The 15,173-nt window shown below is 60.8% G+C and carries 13 protein-coding genes and 1 pseudogene; 4 read left to right on the top strand and 10 right to left on the bottom strand.

From position 1 onward, the window contains the following. Window positions 1-132 precede the first annotated feature (132 nt). A pseudogene (locus GL300_RS16830) lies at window positions 133-408 on the top strand (helix-turn-helix domain-containing protein); the annotation flags it as partial. 245 nt (window positions 409-653) lie between these two features. Here the strand turns inward: GL300_RS16830 and GL300_RS16835 are convergent. The 7 genes from GL300_RS16835 to tnpA form a co-directional block, all read right to left on the bottom strand. Next, window positions 654-2,228 (bottom strand): thermonuclease family protein, encoded by a 1,575-nt coding sequence (locus GL300_RS16835; RefSeq protein ID WP_155040826.1) that lies wholly within the window; start codon window positions 2,226-2,228, stop codon window positions 654-656. 36 nt (window positions 2,229-2,264) lie between these two features. Further along, the gene (locus GL300_RS16840) at window positions 2,265-3,482 is read right to left on the bottom strand and encodes a hypothetical protein (RefSeq protein WP_155040827.1); all 1,218 of its coding nucleotides are present in this window, start codon (window positions 3,480-3,482) and stop codon (window positions 2,265-2,267) included. Further along, window positions 3,482-4,243 (bottom strand): hypothetical protein, encoded by a 762-nt coding sequence (locus GL300_RS16845; protein WP_155040828.1) that lies wholly within the window; start codon window positions 4,241-4,243, stop codon window positions 3,482-3,484. The genes GL300_RS16840 and GL300_RS16845 overlap by 1 nt, the downstream gene beginning before the upstream one ends. 77 nt (window positions 4,244-4,320) lie before the next feature. Next, the gene (locus tag GL300_RS16850) at window positions 4,321-5,730 is read right to left on the bottom strand and encodes a hypothetical protein (protein ID WP_155040829.1); all 1,410 of its coding nucleotides are present in this window, start codon (window positions 5,728-5,730) and stop codon (window positions 4,321-4,323) included. 256 nt (window positions 5,731-5,986) lie between these two features. Continuing rightward, a complete protein-coding gene (gene tnpC, locus GL300_RS16855) occupies window positions 5,987-7,486 on the bottom strand; it encodes an IS66 family transposase (protein WP_155040830.1) in 1,500 nt (499 codons plus the stop codon). Between the two features lie 58 nt (window positions 7,487-7,544). Next, window positions 7,545-7,892 (bottom strand): IS66 family insertion sequence element accessory protein TnpB, encoded by a 348-nt coding sequence (tnpB, locus tag GL300_RS16860; RefSeq protein ID WP_155040831.1) that lies wholly within the window; start codon window positions 7,890-7,892, stop codon window positions 7,545-7,547. Further along, complete coding sequence (tnpA, locus tag GL300_RS16865; RefSeq protein WP_343043091.1) at window positions 7,889-8,290, bottom strand: IS66-like element accessory protein TnpA; 402 nt, start codon at window positions 8,288-8,290, stop codon at window positions 7,889-7,891. Before tnpA ends, tnpB begins: the two co-directional genes overlap by 4 nt. 847 nt (window positions 8,291-9,137) lie before the next feature. On the opposite strand from tnpA, the gene GL300_RS16870 reads away from it, so the two are divergent. Further along, a complete protein-coding gene (locus GL300_RS16870; RefSeq protein WP_155040832.1) occupies window positions 9,138-10,169 on the top strand; it encodes an IS110 family RNA-guided transposase in 1,032 nt (343 codons plus the stop codon). 334 nt (window positions 10,170-10,503) lie between these two features. On the opposite strand, the gene GL300_RS16875 is transcribed toward GL300_RS16870, so the two are convergent. Next, window positions 10,504-10,941 carry a hypothetical protein gene (locus tag GL300_RS16875; protein ID WP_155040833.1) on the bottom strand — a complete coding sequence of 146 codons (438 nt, stop codon included), beginning with the start codon at window positions 10,939-10,941 and terminating at the stop codon, window positions 10,504-10,506. Window positions 10,942-10,965: 24 nt separating this feature from the next. Further along, a complete protein-coding gene (locus GL300_RS16880) occupies window positions 10,966-11,142 on the bottom strand; it encodes a hypothetical protein (RefSeq protein ID WP_155040834.1) in 177 nt (58 codons plus the stop codon). Window positions 11,143-11,846: 704 nt separating this feature from the next. On the opposite strand from GL300_RS16880, the gene GL300_RS16885 reads away from it, so the two are divergent. Then, complete coding sequence (locus GL300_RS16885; RefSeq protein WP_155040835.1) at window positions 11,847-12,329, top strand: DUF6634 family protein; 483 nt, start codon at window positions 11,847-11,849, stop codon at window positions 12,327-12,329. 341 nt (window positions 12,330-12,670) lie between these two features. Here the strand turns inward: GL300_RS16885 and GL300_RS16895 are convergent, their stop codons facing one another. After that, a complete protein-coding gene (locus GL300_RS16895) occupies window positions 12,671-13,048 on the bottom strand; it encodes a transposase (protein WP_155040836.1) in 378 nt (125 codons plus the stop codon). Between the two features lie 1,500 nt (window positions 13,049-14,548). Here GL300_RS16895 and GL300_RS27300 point away from each other — a divergent pair. After that, the gene (locus tag GL300_RS27300; protein ID WP_211595159.1) at window positions 14,549-15,124 is read left to right on the top strand and encodes a DUF305 domain-containing protein; all 576 of its coding nucleotides are present in this window, start codon (window positions 14,549-14,551) and stop codon (window positions 15,122-15,124) included. Window positions 15,125-15,173: the final 49 nt, after the last annotated feature.

Below are 15,173 nucleotides of genomic sequence, written 5' to 3' on the forward strand. Positions count from 1 at the left end.
GGCCCAGGTCCGCGATTTATTTGGCTTTCTAACCAAATTTCGTGAATGAGACCGTTTGCGGGGGCGGATTTTGGCCAAATTACCAAAAAGATGAAAATCCACGAAATCACCCGGTAATCTGATCTTGGTCATCTCATCCGCGGCCGACGCGATGAACTGAACCTCAGCCAATGCGATCTGGCCAGCATCGCAGGTATTGATCAGGGCAACCTGTCGAAAACCGAACGGGGGATTTCCAAAGCGACGCTGGAAACCTATCTGCGGCTGTGCAAGGGGCAAGGGGTCACGTCCGAGGACGCTACCTGTGCAAGGCCCTCGGCATCGACCTGGTCGCGCGTCCCCGGCCATGAGAATAGATGGCTGGATCAAGGGCCCGACCACACCCTCAGCCATGCTCACCCGACATGAGGAAAAGTGTGTTTCGGCGTGCAACTTTGGATCTGACTCACTTTCCGTGCAGATTTTCCGGGCAGCCGATCGTTGGCCATGCGATTTGAGCGCTTTGGGCCAGGAGACAATGGCGGGCCAAGAGCCAGTGAACCGCCCCGAGTTTCGCAGACGCCTTCACATTTCATCATTTGCCGCCGCTCGAACTCGGCGGGCTCGTGCACTGGAGATACTAGGCGGCGTATCGTCATCTATACGCCCTGCCGCTAGTTCAGTTTCCTGAACTCGTTAGGCATCTCGAAATCTCCCGACCAGAGTCCGAGCTTTGCAGCTCGGGCCGCCTCGCCTTGGACTCGGTAGGAATCGGAATATTGCAGATAGGGAACGGCCATGCCCATTGCGACAAGTTGCAACCCAAGATCACGTCCTCCAGCGCGGCAAATCCCGACCGCGCGGCCATAGCGGTCAGTGTCGGTCTGCTCGCAAGTGACGCCGCTGTTCCCTATCAGATCGACAAGAGCATCGCGCGCTGCCGCGCCGCAGGCAAAACCGGAGCCATCAGCCTTGCGGCAGGACTGCTTCATTTCAGGAGCATCGATGCCGAGGATGCGCCAGCGCTGATCACCGATCGCGAGCGTGTCGCCATCGATGACCCGGGCTGCCTGTCCATCATGCCCGGGCACAACCGACGAGAGTATAGGCGCCGCACGGCGCGGCGGGTGGATGGCCTCGCCGACGTCTGCACTCACCGCTGCAGCCTCGACGCGCAAGGCGGGCGTCTCATTGCCAAGCAGCCGTGCGCCTCCCGCGCCGGTCGCCCCGAGGTCCTCGCGGATATCCTCGATCAGCTGCTCCCTGTTCATCTCCATCGAGAACATGACCCGGCGCGAGGCGTCCTTGTCCTCACTTCCCTCGGCATCGCGCACGAGACGTGCCGAGGAATAGCCCGTCGAAGAAAGGTGATCGCGTGCCCAGGCGAGGATCTCTGGATCCTTCAGGCCGCCGAGACAAGTTTTGAGCGCATTTTGGGCGCGCTCCTGCGACAGACCGAGATTATAGAGGTAGGCCTGCTCGGGCGACTGCTTGCCCATGCCTTCCGACGAGGCGTGGCCCTCGATCTTCAGGTCGGAAATATCCATGCCCGAGCCCTGAAGGGTGCGGATCCAGGGCGTGCAGAACTCACGCAGGAACGTCGGATTGCGGATCTGGGAGCTGCCGACATCGAAGAGGATGTTCTGTGGCAGCGTGATCGTGCCATCCGCCGCAATCGCGCCGCCGGCGGCGCGGATTTTCTCGCCAAGCTCGGAATCCAGCATGCCCACCACGCGTTCCTGCTCCGCAGCAGCCGCCGCCAGGCGTTTGTTGACCTGGGCAAGCCCGTCTTCCGGGCTCATCGCTTCCTGCAGCGCGGCGCGAAGCCGCATATCGGGGGTGATCTCGACGGCATCCGCAAGGGTAAGTTTGGTGTCGGGTGAGAGCTCGACCGCACCCTTCAGCAGCCGTTGCAGGTCCTCCTCACGCATGAAGCGGCTGTAATTCGCGGTATCAGCAAGGGCGGCCCTGTCACCCGGCCTGACCCCAGCCTCGCGCAGCTCCCTCGCCATCTCATAGGTGCCGTCGGCAAGTCCGGCGATCACTTCCTTTTTTTGGGCATCGCTCATGTCGCCGAGGATCCTGGCCGCCTCGAGACTCTTCTTCTCTGCATCCGCCTGCCACCAGGTGAAGAGGAGGAGAAGGACGAAAGTGAGCAGGATGAAGGCCTCGGCGACGGTCAGCCCCATGATGGCGCCCCGCTTGTAATCGCGGCTCGACCCCATCGCATCGTTCTGTCTCAACGCCATTTTCAAATCCTACTCGTAAACAACTAGGTGCGGCACTCAGCCAGCTGCGGGCGTTCCAATGGCGACATCTTCCGCAGCCGCGGCGGAATTCGCGACGGCGCGTTCAAGCCGCGCGCAAGCCTCCTCGATCCCGGCACCAACCTTTTCGCTGGCGACCTTCAGGATCGCAGTCGAATCGGTCAGCCCTTCCTCGAAGCGGCGGGCCGCATCCTGCATAGCAGCGCCGGCGCCGCCTGCAGCCTCTCCAAAGGTGACCGCGCTGACTTCGACCATTTTCCGGGCGTCGGAGATGGCCGTGGCGAGACCATCCGAGCCACCCATCAGCTGCCCGGCTAAAGCCTCGGAAAGCTCGCGCGCCTTGCGCTCGGCCGCCATGAGCCTCGTCACCGTGAGTTCGGAGCTCTCCGCCAGCGTCTCGGAGGCAAATTTGAGCCGCTCGAGACCGTCCGTCACATCCGCAGCCGTGTTGCGACCCGCTTTCGCGATTTCCCCGGTGATCCCGGACATCTCCCGCATGACCGAGCGGATTTCCTCGGCTGCCTTGGCGCTGACCTCGGCCACGGCCTTGGTGATCTCCGAGAACGCCGCCTCCGCCTGGGCCTGGATGCTTTCACGCAAGGCTGGGCCAAACTCGGCCGCCGACTTCAGGAGCTCGGCCTGCATCTCGACCATCATGGCCTCGGATGCCGTGCGCATGCGAGCCTCGCGCTCGCTCGCCTGCTGCAGGCTCTCGGTCGAGAAGCTCTTAACCTTGTCGAGGCTGATCCCGAGCTCGGTGCGGAAGCGGCGCGCGGATTCGTCCAGCTCCAATCTGACCCTGCGCTCCCTCGCTTCCACGTCGACCTTGAGCTGAAGCATCAGCACGCGAAGGAAGACGCCGACGATGGTAGAAGAGAGGGCGACACCGAAGCCGGAGATGATCTCCGGGATGAGGCGTGCGGTCTCTGAGCCAGCCTCGATGACGAAATAGAGCGTCACCGCAAGCGATGTCAGGGTGAAGAGGAAGCCCAGGTAATAGGCGTTGTCGCCGATGGTCTCGGAATCCATCCTGAGCGGCGTCGCGATCCAGGTGATGATCGCATAGGCGAAGAGCACCGCCGCGGCAAACCCAGCCGAGACCAGCGGATGCGCTCCCCCGAGCTTCAGGGCGATGCCGCCGATGGTGCCCACGAGGAAAGCCAGCATGAGGGGCAGGGCTTCCAACATGGGATGACCGCTCGCGCCGTAGATCCGGTCACTCCTGCGCCGTGCCATCAGAGATCTCCCAGCCGCTTGTAAGAGGGCTTATGCGCGCCCTGCCGTTCGAAATACCTGAGCCAGAAATCCTCGAGCACCGCCGGGTCGCGAACGCCTTCAAGCGGGCGCGGCACCTGGTAGATCGCGACCTCGGCGTCGGCGAGCGTCGATCCGAGGCGCTGATGGCCGGTGGATTTCCGGAAGCTTTCCCAATTTCCGCCACGGTAGAAGCTCAAGGCCTCGCTGTTCTGCAGGAGATCGGAGACCAGCACGATCCGGCGCGGCCCCTCGAAGGTAACGAAGCCCGGTGTGTCGGCAACGAGCGACTGGAGGCTTTCCATGATGGGAGAGTGCTTTGCGGCCGTCGCCGTCGTGAGCTCCCGGATATTGGCCTCGAGGGGTTTAAGGAAGAGTTCGTCGTAGCGCCGTCCGATCAGCTCGGGGTTCTGGGTGAGCGAGCTGGCACTGGCCTTGTCCTGCGGCTTGCAGAGCGCGGGCGTGGCGTGGAAGTTGGCCAAATCCTCACTGACCACTCCCATGGTGAACTGGGTGCCGCGCGGTGCGTCGTCCACCTCCTTTTCAAGCCAGGCAAGCAATTGCGAGGCTTGCGCAGGCGAAAGCGGATCCGTCAGGTCCATGAGGATGGCTGTCATACCAGTCGGTCCCGCTTCCGGGCAGAGTGTCTCCGGATCAAGCGCCGACGCGCGTGCTGTGCGGTTTGACCACCAGAAGAGCCCGCCGACACCGGCAACCATGACTGCGGCCAGAGCCACCAGCATGATGGTTTTCCCGCTCCCCGCGCCGCCGCCCCTGCGGCTACGCGGCGCTGCGCGATATCTCGCTCTGCGCCGCGCCATTACGCAACCTGCCTCAGGTGGTCGCCCCGCTGGATATCCTCGGGAAGCCGGAACTCGCGTATCGCGGCATTGTAGGTCTCGAAGATCCCTTTGATGGCGGCGTCGACGGTTTCGCTCACCCGGTCGGCCTCGGCCTCGGCCGTGCGTTTGCGCCCATCCTCGACCTTGGTCGAAACGAATGGACTGAATTTATTGGGGAGCGCAAAGGAGGGAGGTTCGGCCTCGCTTCGCGCGGATCGGTTCGCATCGCGGTAGATCGAGAGAAGATGGGCGAGCTTCGTATCGCATTGATCGAGGAAGGCCTGCAGGTGCGAGTTGAGTGCGGTCTGGCCGAACAGCGCATCGATCGCCTCGGAAATCCCCTCCCTGACCTGGCGGTCTGCATCGCGGAGTTCGTCGATCGCAAGGTCGCGCTTTTCGGTCAGTTCACCAATCGCGCGGCTGAGGTCACGCTCATGCTCGGCGCGGGCCTGGTCGAGTTCCATCTCGACATGGGCATAGCCGGGGAAGGGATCGCGCGCATGCATGCCTTTCATGAAGGCCAGAATGGAGATGAGGAGACCAATGCCGACCAAGATCCAGCTGTCCATGCTGGAAAGGCCGAGAGGACTCGCCAAGAAAGCGGGAACCGCCCCTTTTATCGCACCCATCCAGGCGATCCCTTGATCGATCAGGTCCCTGAAATGGGCGATCATGAAGTTGAAGGCGGCCGCGAAGGCAATCCAGGCGAGGATTGACGCGGTGCCGAGCATCTTCCGCACCGGATGGGTATGGTGGATATTGCAGGCGAACGTGCCGAGCAGCGTGCTGAAGCCGACATTAAGGACGGAGAAGATGACCGCGGTCAGCAGCCCGCCGAGGAGGCCCTGCTCGTTGCCGCGGGAGAACATCACCGCATTCATCCCGCCTTCGATGACAACAAAGATGATGATCAGCGCGATAAAACGCGTCCATCCCTCGAATTGCTTCGCCGGCCGGTCGAGCTTGTGTTTTGCCCGGAAGGACTTGCGATGGGCATAGGTCTCGTTAAGCCGCTCAATCGAGCGGGTCATGGCAGCCTTCCAACCATGGACCGCCGTCGCGAAATCGCCCTGGGCCGTGCCCGCGACGATATCGACCTCTTTGCGGAACTCGTTGGCGCGTGAAAGCCGCTCGTTATAGGTTTTTTGGTTCCTCTCGAAATTCTCCAGCCCCTGACGGCGCGAGTTTCCGATGCGGTCGCGGATGGCTTCCTCGATATGATCGGGATTCGTCGCGCTGGCTGGCGGCTGGTTACGCTTCCCACGATCCTTCCCCTCCGCCTCGAGCTTCAACTCGCGCGAAATCTTGGCCTCATCGATCTCGGGAAAAACGGAAAGGGAGTTGATGAGGTCGTCGGAACGGAACATCGACTTCAGGCGCTCGAGCATCGCAAACCAAACAGTTTAGGGGCAATATTCGCTTATAGCGCGAGCAACGCCCGGCGCACATCCCGCCGAGTCCTATCTAATTGGACATTTTAGCATTCATAGTGACGTCTGGCACGTGGGTTTAGCAGATCCCCATCTCAGATTGTCGGGCTTTTAATTTCATCTGGTCACCGCTTCGCATGCGGGGGCAAGCGCGCGTCAGCGCAGGTTGGTGACATCTGAGATCATTGTGTCCCGTAAGCGTCCGGTCTAACTGCTATCCGTTCCAGTGCCATGGCAGCAGTTGATCGACTTTGGTGATCTTGTAATCCGAGATGCGCGCAAGGGTATCGGCGAGCCAAGCTTGTGGGTCGACGCCATTTAGCTTGGCCGTTTCAATCAGGGTGTAGGCGATGGCGGCGGCCTTGCCGCCTGCCTCGGAGCCGACAAAGAGGTAGTTTTTACGGCCGAGGGCGACGGCGCGCATGCCACGTTCGGCAGCGTTATTGTCGAGTTCGAGGATGCCGTGGTCGAGGTATGGGCGCAAGCGTTCTATTCTGGTCAGAGCATATCGGATAGCCGCGGCCAGCGGGGATTTGCCAGAGATCGTGGTGAGTTGCATGGCCAGCCATCGCTCCAGGTCGTCGAAGACCGGGGCCGCATGGGCGCGTCGCAATTCGGCGCGGCGGTCAGGTGGCGACCCTCTGGCCTGTGTCTCGACGGCATAAAGCTGCGCGATGCGGCCAATAGCCTCTTCGGCGATAGGTGAGCCCTGTGATCGGTGGATGTCGACGAACTTGCGCCGCACATGGGCCATGCAGGCGACCTCGCGGATGGCGCCGGAGCGGTAGAGATCCTCGAATCCGGCATAGCCGTCGGCGTGCATCCAGCCGCGGAAGCGGGCAAGGTGATCCTTGGGGTGCTGGCCTTTCCGATCTCCCGAGAACCGATACCAAGCCGCCGGTGGCGCGGTGCCTTCCCACGGCCGTTCGTCGCGGGCATAGGTCCAGAGGCGTGCCGTCTGGGTCTTTCCGGTGCCGGGGGCCAGCATGCTGACCGGCGTATCATCGGCGAAGATCGCCTCAGCCGACAGGACATGTCGACCGATGGCCTCGGCCAAGGGTTCCAGCAGGGCCGTGCTCTTGCCGACCCAGTCGGCCAGCGTGGAGCGATCCAGGTCAAGACCTTCGCGCTCGAAGATTTGGCTTTGGCGGTAGAGCGGCAAGTGGTCGGCATACTTGCTGACCAAGACATGGGAGAGGAGGCCCGGTCCCGGGCGACCGCGCTCGATCGGGCGCGAGGGCAGTGGTGCCTGGGCGAACCGTTCGCAGCACGAGCAGGTCAGCCGAGGGCGGACGATCCGGTTCACGATGAAGCGCCCGGGGACGTATTCCAGCTCTTCCGTCACATCTTCCCCGATCCGGCGCAGGCAGCCGCCGCAATCGGCACAGGCATCGGAGCCAGGGGTCAGTTCCACTTCCATTCGCGGGATATGATCCGGGATCGGACGACGCTTGGGTTTGTCCTTCTCCTCGATGTCGGGCAGCTTCATCCGCGCCGTCATCGCGGCGGCAGCGATCTCGCTGGTCTCAAGGGCAAGCTGAAGCTGTTCCGCCGTCTCGGATGATGCCCCGAACCGATGGGCGCGGTGCCCGGCCAACTGATGCCGCAGCTTCTCAATCAGGATCGCTTGCGCCTTCACCTCGGCCAGAAGCCGCGCGGTGAAGCTGCGCAGCTCCTCGGGGTCTTCCGGCAGGGTGAGGGTTTGATCGAGCATGCAAACATTTTATCCCACTGTATTCATTGTGGGAATCATTGATTGCAGGGCTGGTGGACTATCCCGCTGCCAAGGGGCGCCACGTCCGTTCCGGGGCCCGCCAGTCGATCCCCTCCAAGAGCATCGATAGCTGCGCCGGTGTCAGTGCGACCTTGCCCTCCTTGGCCGCGGGCCAGACGAACCGGCCCTTCTCCAATCGCTTCAGGAACATGCAGGCCCCCTGGCCATCCCACCAGATCACCTTGACCAAGTCGCCGCGACGGCCGCGGAAGACGAACAGATGCCCGGCGAACGGGTCCTGCTTCAGCACCGCCTCGGCCTGCGCGGACAGTGCCGCAAAGCCCTTGCGCATGTCAGTGACGCCCGCCGCCAGCCAGACCCGCGTGTTGACCGGCACGGGGATCATGCTGTCAGGCCCCGGATCAGGCGCGCCAGGACATCAGGATCGTAACTGCCGGTGATCCGCAGCCGATGACCGCCCGCAAGCTCGACCTCGATCAGCTCCTGCGGACGTCTCGGCTCGCTGGTCACGACCAGATCATCCTTCCTGACATGGTCTATGATCTCCACGGGCAGGAAGGCGGGGGTAGCCGCCACTGCCGTTGTCTCAGGGGCATAACGCGGATCGCGCAGCCACTTGAACACCATGTTGGCGTTCGCCGCATAACGGCGCGCCACCTGCGCAACCGAAACGCCTGGAGCCGTCGTCTGGAGGCAGATCGACCGCTTCTCTTCGTCCGACCAAAGCCGCTTTATCCGACGCGCCACGCTCGCACCATAGTGTCCACCATCTACAGCGGACACTATCTCCCACGCTCACCGCGCGGCAGGGCAGTCAGACCGGACGCTTACTGTGTCCCAGCTCACGCATGAGTTTCGCTAGAGACCCACTCGTTCGCAGCTCGACCGGGCTGCATGAGGGTCGACGGCAGCAGGTTTCCTTGCTGCCATCGGCTGTCAGTGCGTCAGGAGACCAAAGCCTTCCTGTTTCTTTGGTGACCCTCGGCCATCCTTCGTGCCATCTGTCCTGAGCGCAGGAAACGCACCGGCTCGGGATCATTGCTGGCGACGAGTTGCGCTTGCTGTCGATGAAGCGCGGAGTCGCATCGCTGTATGGCAAGCCCGCGATGGCGGCGGCCGGCATTGCATCGGGGCGCAGACGGTCATCGTGGAGGTTCATCAGCGAAGTGTCGCCCCGCTGTCGGCTGCGGTTTTCTGTGAGCGCCTCGGCGGGACCGACAAGACGCTGGCTAAGCTCGAGACCGGTGATGGCGGCGTCCGGCTCGAGACCTTGGCCATGGCCCTGATGGTCCTTGGGGAGCTCCACCGGCTCGGCGAGCTCCTAGACTCAGCCAAAGACGATACGGGCCTCTCGCTGGAACAGGCTAGGCTGCCGGAGCGGATCGTCAACCGCAGAAGGCGTCATCGAAAGGCACTGGCAAATCCGGGGTCAGATCTGACGAGATTGATGATGACAGGAGCGTCGTCCGATACCGATCGCGTGCGTGGTCATGGGGAACGGGCTGGTCCCGGTCAGTTCGAAACGGATGCGCGGCGCGCATTGTTGATGGGTTAGATGCCCCACCCGACGGTATCACTTCATGCCACGATGGTTGAGAGAACTTTGGTCAATCATTAAGAGGAGGCCTACATGTCGGAAGTCACGATGATCGGCGTCGATCTTGCAAAACGCGTATTCCAGATTCACGGTGCCCGCGCAGATGGATCGGTTGCTTACCAAAAGAAGTTATCGCGTTCGCAACTCTTAGAGTTTTTAGCGCAGCAGCCGAAATGCTGTGTCGCGATGGAGGCTTGTGCAACGGCCCATGGCTGGGGTCGCGAGATCCAAAAAATGGGTCATCAGGTCAAACTGATACCACCGATCTATGTGAAGCCGTTCGTGAAACGTCAGAAGAACGACGCTAATGACGCGCATGCCATTGTGGAGGCGGCTTCTCGACCGACCATGCGCTCCGTTGCTGTCAAAACGCAGGAGCAGCAGGCACGTGCCATGGTGTTCCGCACGCGAGAATTGCTCGTCGGCCAGCGCACACAGCTGATCAACGGCCTGCGTGCACATCTTGCGGAGTTCGGCATTGTCGCACCGACAGGACCAGCCCATCTGAAGCGCCTGCAGGACGCACTGTCTGATGAAAGCCTGAGCCTGCCTCAGGATGTCAGAGAATTAGGTGCCCTCTATCTTGAACAAATCCAGCACTTGGTGACCAGGATCGACGGCCTCGAACATCGTTTGAAGGCTGCTTCGGATCAGTCGGATACGGCGCGGCGCTTAAAGACGATGCCGGGGATCGGGCCGATCACGGCCATGGCGATCGAAACCTTCGCGCCGAATATGGAGGGCTTTCGTCGTGGCCGCGACTTTGCAGCATGGCTTGGCCTGGTTCCGCGACAGCATTCCTCCGGCGGCAAGCAGGTCATGGGTCGCACATCGAAAATGGGGCAGCGCGACATTCGACGGCTGCTTATCATCAGCGCGATGGCCGTTGTGACAGCAGCCACACGATACGGGAAAACAACAACCAAATGGCTCATGGCCATGTTGGAGAGGAAGCCCAGACTGCTGGTCGGCATAGCGCTCGCCAACAAAATGGCCAGAGCCGTCTGGGCCATGCTGACGCGACAGCACGATTACCTGAAACCTGAGGCAATTCTCGCGGCATAGGCGCCGAGAAAGCCCAGGGGACGTCGGAGAATGTGAGAAGATCGACGAAAAGTAAGGGCAATTGATCGTAAAGATCCGGATCCGTTAGCCATATGTGCCCAGAGAGCTGGATAGCTCTGATTGTTGATTTGGACCAGATCCGCGTATCGCCATACCGGCCAGTGGCGCTTGAAGCCACAACTGAAGGCCTGACACATGAAGGCAATCGATCACATGTTCTGAAATCAGAAATCCCTTGCATTTATTGGGGCATCTACACATGGGTGCACGCAAGGCGTAAACTGAAAGAGGTCTTCGATAGCGACGATTCAGAGATCGCCGCCGTGGAGATGTCTTAGAGCCCGGCGTCCAGTTCGGAAACGACATCATCTTCGATGCGTTCAAGGCCCTCGTCGAATGTCCTGCGCTCGGCCCGCGCCTCAAGGACGACCAAGGTGGCGCGCACCGTTCTGGCCAATTCGGTGTCGTCGAGTTCGAGAGGCTTTTTGGACCTACATTTCCTTCCTGAAGCTAAAGATGTAGCGCCGGCGGCACCTGCGCGTCCGGGATTTCGAGCACGGACCCCGCATCGACCGCTGGTGCTGATTGCACCAGGCTTCCGATCCCCTGCAGGTCGCGATTTGGACTTCAGCGCGTCGAGAAGCGGCAGGCGGATCTCGTCGGGCACGCGACGCAGCCAGTAGAGCACGCAGTGATGCGCGCGCGATTGCAGCGAAGCGCTTTTCTCTTCGCGCAGGCGATTGGTCTCGTTTTTGAGCGCAGTCTCGATCATGCGGCAGACTGCCGAGTTCCAGAGCTAGGTCGGCAGTTTCTTCAGCGTGGCGAGACTCTTGGGTGAGAGTCGCGGCGGCTTGGGGAATTCACCGGCGATGAGATCAACGGAATCCATCACGGGCTCGACATGATTGGCGTAAGTCGAGGGCCGGGCAATGCCCTCATCGGCCATCATCTCCAGCAGAACGGCATCATCCATCGGCGATTCCTTGACGCCAGTCGCGTAGTTGCGAGTTCAGGGAAAGGTAAAATCCTTGTCGCGAAATTCGGGTGATGGGGACCTCACTCCCCAACTGTAGAACATTTTTTATTTTTGTCCGTAGAGCAGATGAGGTTGAGATCTTGGCATGCAAGTGCCCGAACGCCGCTACGGCATGGTCCTATCTGGCCAGTTAACTTATGGGAGATGGGCAATAGAGGCTCGTGCCCGTGCCGTAGGCAGCGCCTCGGCGTGCTTGAGTTGGAGCATGTTGGCTCGTTGATTTTCCTCAATGCGGCAAACGGTCGCAGATGCTGTCCTCCCCTAGCTCAAACACCGTGCGATCACGGCGTTACCCGCCGCGAATTTGCGAAAAATCGAAATAACCAAGATATTCAAATAAAAATAAGTGAAATCAGTTATTTGAAGTGGTTGCATCAATGCCCGAGCTTCGATAGCGGGCCGACATGACGCAAAAATGCAAATACACGCTTAGGCGCGTTCCAAGGTCGGAGCGTGCACCACTTCTGGGCTTGGCCGCCTTAGTAGCAGGTTGGCTTATGTGCCCCTCTTGGCGCGCCTGCGGCGGATTCATCTCCCGCCACGGACAGCTTGCGAACAAGCAGTGGGGCGCGAACAGGCACGGGCGCCTTCATCCCCTTGCATGTCGGCACTGATCATCAAAATACAAAAAGGATACTTCCATGGAGTTCACCTCCGAACAACGCATTTGGTTTGACAGAGTGTTGGCCGCCGTCGCCGCAGCCGAGACCGGTCCATCCGATGCGGATATTGCCTCTGCCCCGGCTCTGGACCGCTGGCGTCCGGCAATCTCCCCGCAGGGTCATCTCATACTCTGGGGCACGGTCTCCGGTCACCCCATCCTGGGTGATAATCACATTACGACGTCCCAGCTCATTGCGATCAATGCCGCCGCAGGGTGGGCACGAACGGTGTCTCGCTGGTATCGGCTCGCACAACCCCTTGCTGCATTCGAGTCTGATCTCATGGCCAGTATGGGACCGAGGCCAGCCGAACCCGCCCGAATGCTCTTCGAGCTTCCGGGCTTCCAGTCGATCGAGGACCTCGAACTGCTCCCGAGGCTCCTTGCGGCCTATATCAGACGGGTCCGAGAACTTGACGCCATGGACCGCGCCAGTCGCTTAGCGGCCAAACAGACGGGCTGAACGTGGTTTTCCTCGTCACCGATCATGACCGCCAGAGCGTCGGGTTCAAGGTCGGCGTCGAGGCCCATCGTGTGCGGACATATGTTCGTGGAGTGCGATGCACGACCTGAAAAGCTGTTGTTTCCTACTTTCATGGGCGAAGAATGGCAATGTTGATCACAGGCGCACAAACTACCCGGCTCAGCGACCCGGTCGAAGCTTCCGATCGCTGTATAGCTGCTCGGCTGGGGTGCGTGGTCGTGGCGCTCCCGGGACGAAGTTGTCCCATAGGGCATCCTTCCATTCCAAAGAAAGGATCGCACCATCAAACCGTGGGATCAAGCACCTAGCAACTGGATCTGTCAGGTGGGATGGGCCGCCCATTTCTGACGGCCTTTGCACAACGCATTCGCGATGGTGACTAGCTTTCTGGCGACGTCGGTGATGATGACCTTGTGCGGTCTCCGCGCCTTGCGAAGGCGATCTGCGAAGGATCTCAGGCTGGGGTTGTGATGTGCCGCAACCAAGGCCGCTTGGAACATCTCGTGCCGAAGGGCACGGCGACCACCGGCGAACGCCCTTTTCCCGCGAAGGGTCCCGCTGTCATGCGCGACCGGGGCTAACCTGGTGAGTGCGGACGCTTCTTCTTCGGTGATAGTGCCGAACTCGGGCATTTCGGCGATCAGCATTGTGCTGGCAACCGGGCCGATCCCCGGGATGGAGCGGAGGACGGTGGCCATCTCCGAAAGTGATCATCCCTCGCGATGGCCCGGATGATCCTGTCTTCAAGCGTCTTGATCACGCAGTCGATCCATTGCTTCAACTCGGTGTCCACGTCCTCAAACATCGCAGCGGCACCTAGTGAATAGATGGACGAGGCACGGTTCATTTTCGACAGTGTGACCGCGTTCTTGCGGTTCTCTAAGGTCATCGATGGCCGCCTCTTCGAGGAATGACAAAGATACCACCAATCGAGGATCCGCCTCAGTCGCCCGGCAAATACCCATGAACACAAGGCGACAACCGTCCGCTGAGGGCCACTCATTTTGCTGCGCATGCAAACTGGAGAACTGCCGCATGCCGCGCGCATGTCCACTTCGGGCTCCGAACGCCGATTTCGTCCATGCCGGCCATCATGCCGTGGCGCGCCGTGGGGCGGTCGCGGATGGGACCTTCCGGCCGTTCGCTGCATGTGCATCGTGAGGAACCTTTGCCTGGATGTCGTCAACGCGAAGGGCGGAAAGCAGCCTGATGGCGGTGCAGCACAATCTCGAGAGCATTTGTAAGAAGCCGCCGTTCGCCAAGGCTGGGGGAAATAACGCCTCTCCATTCACTGGGCGCATATTGAACCAACGCTGTCGTTTTTGCCGCAGGTTGCGTGCCTTAAAGCGCTGCATACGCAACAGCAGCGCGCATGCAGGTTCTACCTGTCCCAACATGGTCCTCTCAGCCGAAACCTAAGGGCAGTGCTTCCAAGAGTGCTTTGACTTCTAGGCGCCTGCCCTAGGGCGACCCGGAAGAGGCAGATTGACGAGGACTGGCAGCTGGGCGCAAACTTAACAGGCCTACAAGCCAGATTCTGCAGACGATCGGGACAAGAATTCGGTAGGTGGCAGCTGGCTCAGGAATGCTGTCAGCCGGAACAGTTGAGATGCTCAGGTGTTTTGCGTCATGGGCTATGAGACGACCCGCATGACCAAGGCTTCACACGGGCGGATGCTGCTCGTGAATGCAGCAGCCTTCCTGTTCATGGTGGCGTTTTTTGCACACTCGGTGATCGCAGGGGGGATGATGTCGCACTCGCCCGTTCCCAGCAACCACGCCTATGTTCTTTCTGAAGCTAGACATGGGAGTGCCGCCTGTGATGTCACCCCTTTGCAGAGCGTGGCCAAAGCTTGTGCTGCCTTGGCGCATGATCACGGCGATGGCTCTGGAGCCCCCCGTGTTGCGGAGACGTCTGTCATCTGGCGCTTGCACCGCACGAGGTCCTGTCTCCACAGCGCATAGGGCACGAGGAATCAATCGTTCTCGTTTCTGTGCCGCTCCTCAGTGGACGCGTGCTCGAAGGTCCGCGCCGCCCTCCGCGGCTTCTCGTCTGATCTCATCGCGAGCCTGCGGGACTTGCGCCTGGCCTGACCTCGTCTTGCCGGCGCTTCTCTCCTTTCGTCAGAGGAAGCCACACGTCGGATTTCCCAGAGGCAACCTGCAGGACCGCGTCGAGACCTGCCCTAAGCAGAAACGTGCCGCAGGATGGCGGCTTAAACTGTCCAAATTACCAATCCACGCTCAGGAGAACAGCTATGGGTAAACTTTCCTTCACTGCAGCAATCGCCGTGCTTCTTGCCACGCCCGGTTTGGCGCAAGACGCCGCTCCTGCTCAGCAGGGAGCGCCTGCGGGACAGCCCGAGCAGACGGCGGATCTGTCGATCCTGCCCCAGGGGTGCCAAGACGCGATCCAGCAGTCCGGAATGCCGGGAATGATGCACGGAGGTATGATGGGCGGCATGGACATGTCCAAGATGATGGGCGGCATGGGCCGCATGGAGGGCATGGACGAGGCCCAGAAGGCGTCCATGGACGCCATGATGAAGATGAACGTCCCCATGATGGCAACGCATATGATCAAGGATCCCGACCTTGCCTTTCATTGCGGGATGATCGCGCATCATGCAGGCGCCATTGCGATGGCGGAAGTCGAGCTGAAGTATGGCAAGGATGATGCATCAAAAGCGATGGCTCAGAAGATCATCGACGCGCAGGGGCCGGAAATCGAAGAGATGACGGCTTGGGTCGAGGAGCATACGGCCCAGCAATAAGCTACCGGCCGCCGGCGCCTGAAGCGTCGGCGGCTCTTCCTTACCCTGC

Source organism: Paracoccus litorisediminis (genome assembly GCF_009711205.1).
In the GTDB taxonomy this organism is placed as follows: domain Bacteria; phylum Pseudomonadota; class Alphaproteobacteria; order Rhodobacterales; family Rhodobacteraceae; genus Paracoccus; species Paracoccus litorisediminis.

What these genes read in the sequence shown, in the direction of transcription:
- GL300_RS16835 (WP_155040826.1), bottom strand. Translation starts at nt 2,228, where the DNA reads ATGGCGTTGAGACAGAACGATGCGATGGGGTCGAGCCGCGATTACAAG.
- GL300_RS16840 (WP_155040827.1), bottom strand. Translation starts at nt 3,482, where the DNA reads ATGGCACGGCGCAGGAGTGACCGGATCTACGGCGCGAGCGGTCATCCC.
- GL300_RS16845 (WP_155040828.1), bottom strand. Translation starts at nt 4,243, where the DNA reads ATGCTGGTGGCTCTGGCCGCAGTCATGGTTGCCGGTGTCGGCGGGCTC.
- GL300_RS16850 (WP_155040829.1), bottom strand. Translation starts at nt 5,730, where the DNA reads ATGCTCGAGCGCCTGAAGTCGATGTTCCGTTCCGACGACCTCATCAAC.
- tnpC (WP_155040830.1), bottom strand. Translation starts at nt 7,486, where the DNA reads ATGCTCGATCAAACCCTCACCCTGCCGGAAGACCCCGAGGAGCTGCGC.
- tnpB (WP_155040831.1), bottom strand. Translation starts at nt 7,892, where the DNA reads ATGATCCCCGTGCCGGTCAACACGCGGGTCTGGCTGGCGGCGGGCGTC.
- GL300_RS16870 (WP_155040832.1), top strand. Translation starts at nt 9,138, where the DNA reads ATGTCGGAAGTCACGATGATCGGCGTCGATCTTGCAAAACGCGTATTC.
- GL300_RS16875 (WP_155040833.1), bottom strand. Translation starts at nt 10,941, where the DNA reads ATGATCGAGACTGCGCTCAAAAACGAGACCAATCGCCTGCGCGAAGAG.
- GL300_RS16880 (WP_155040834.1), bottom strand. Translation starts at nt 11,142, where the DNA reads ATGGATGATGCCGTTCTGCTGGAGATGATGGCCGATGAGGGCATTGCC.
- GL300_RS16885 (WP_155040835.1), top strand. Translation starts at nt 11,847, where the DNA reads ATGGAGTTCACCTCCGAACAACGCATTTGGTTTGACAGAGTGTTGGCC.
- GL300_RS16895 (WP_155040836.1), bottom strand. Translation starts at nt 13,048, where the DNA reads ATGGCCACCGTCCTCCGCTCCATCCCGGGGATCGGCCCGGTTGCCAGC.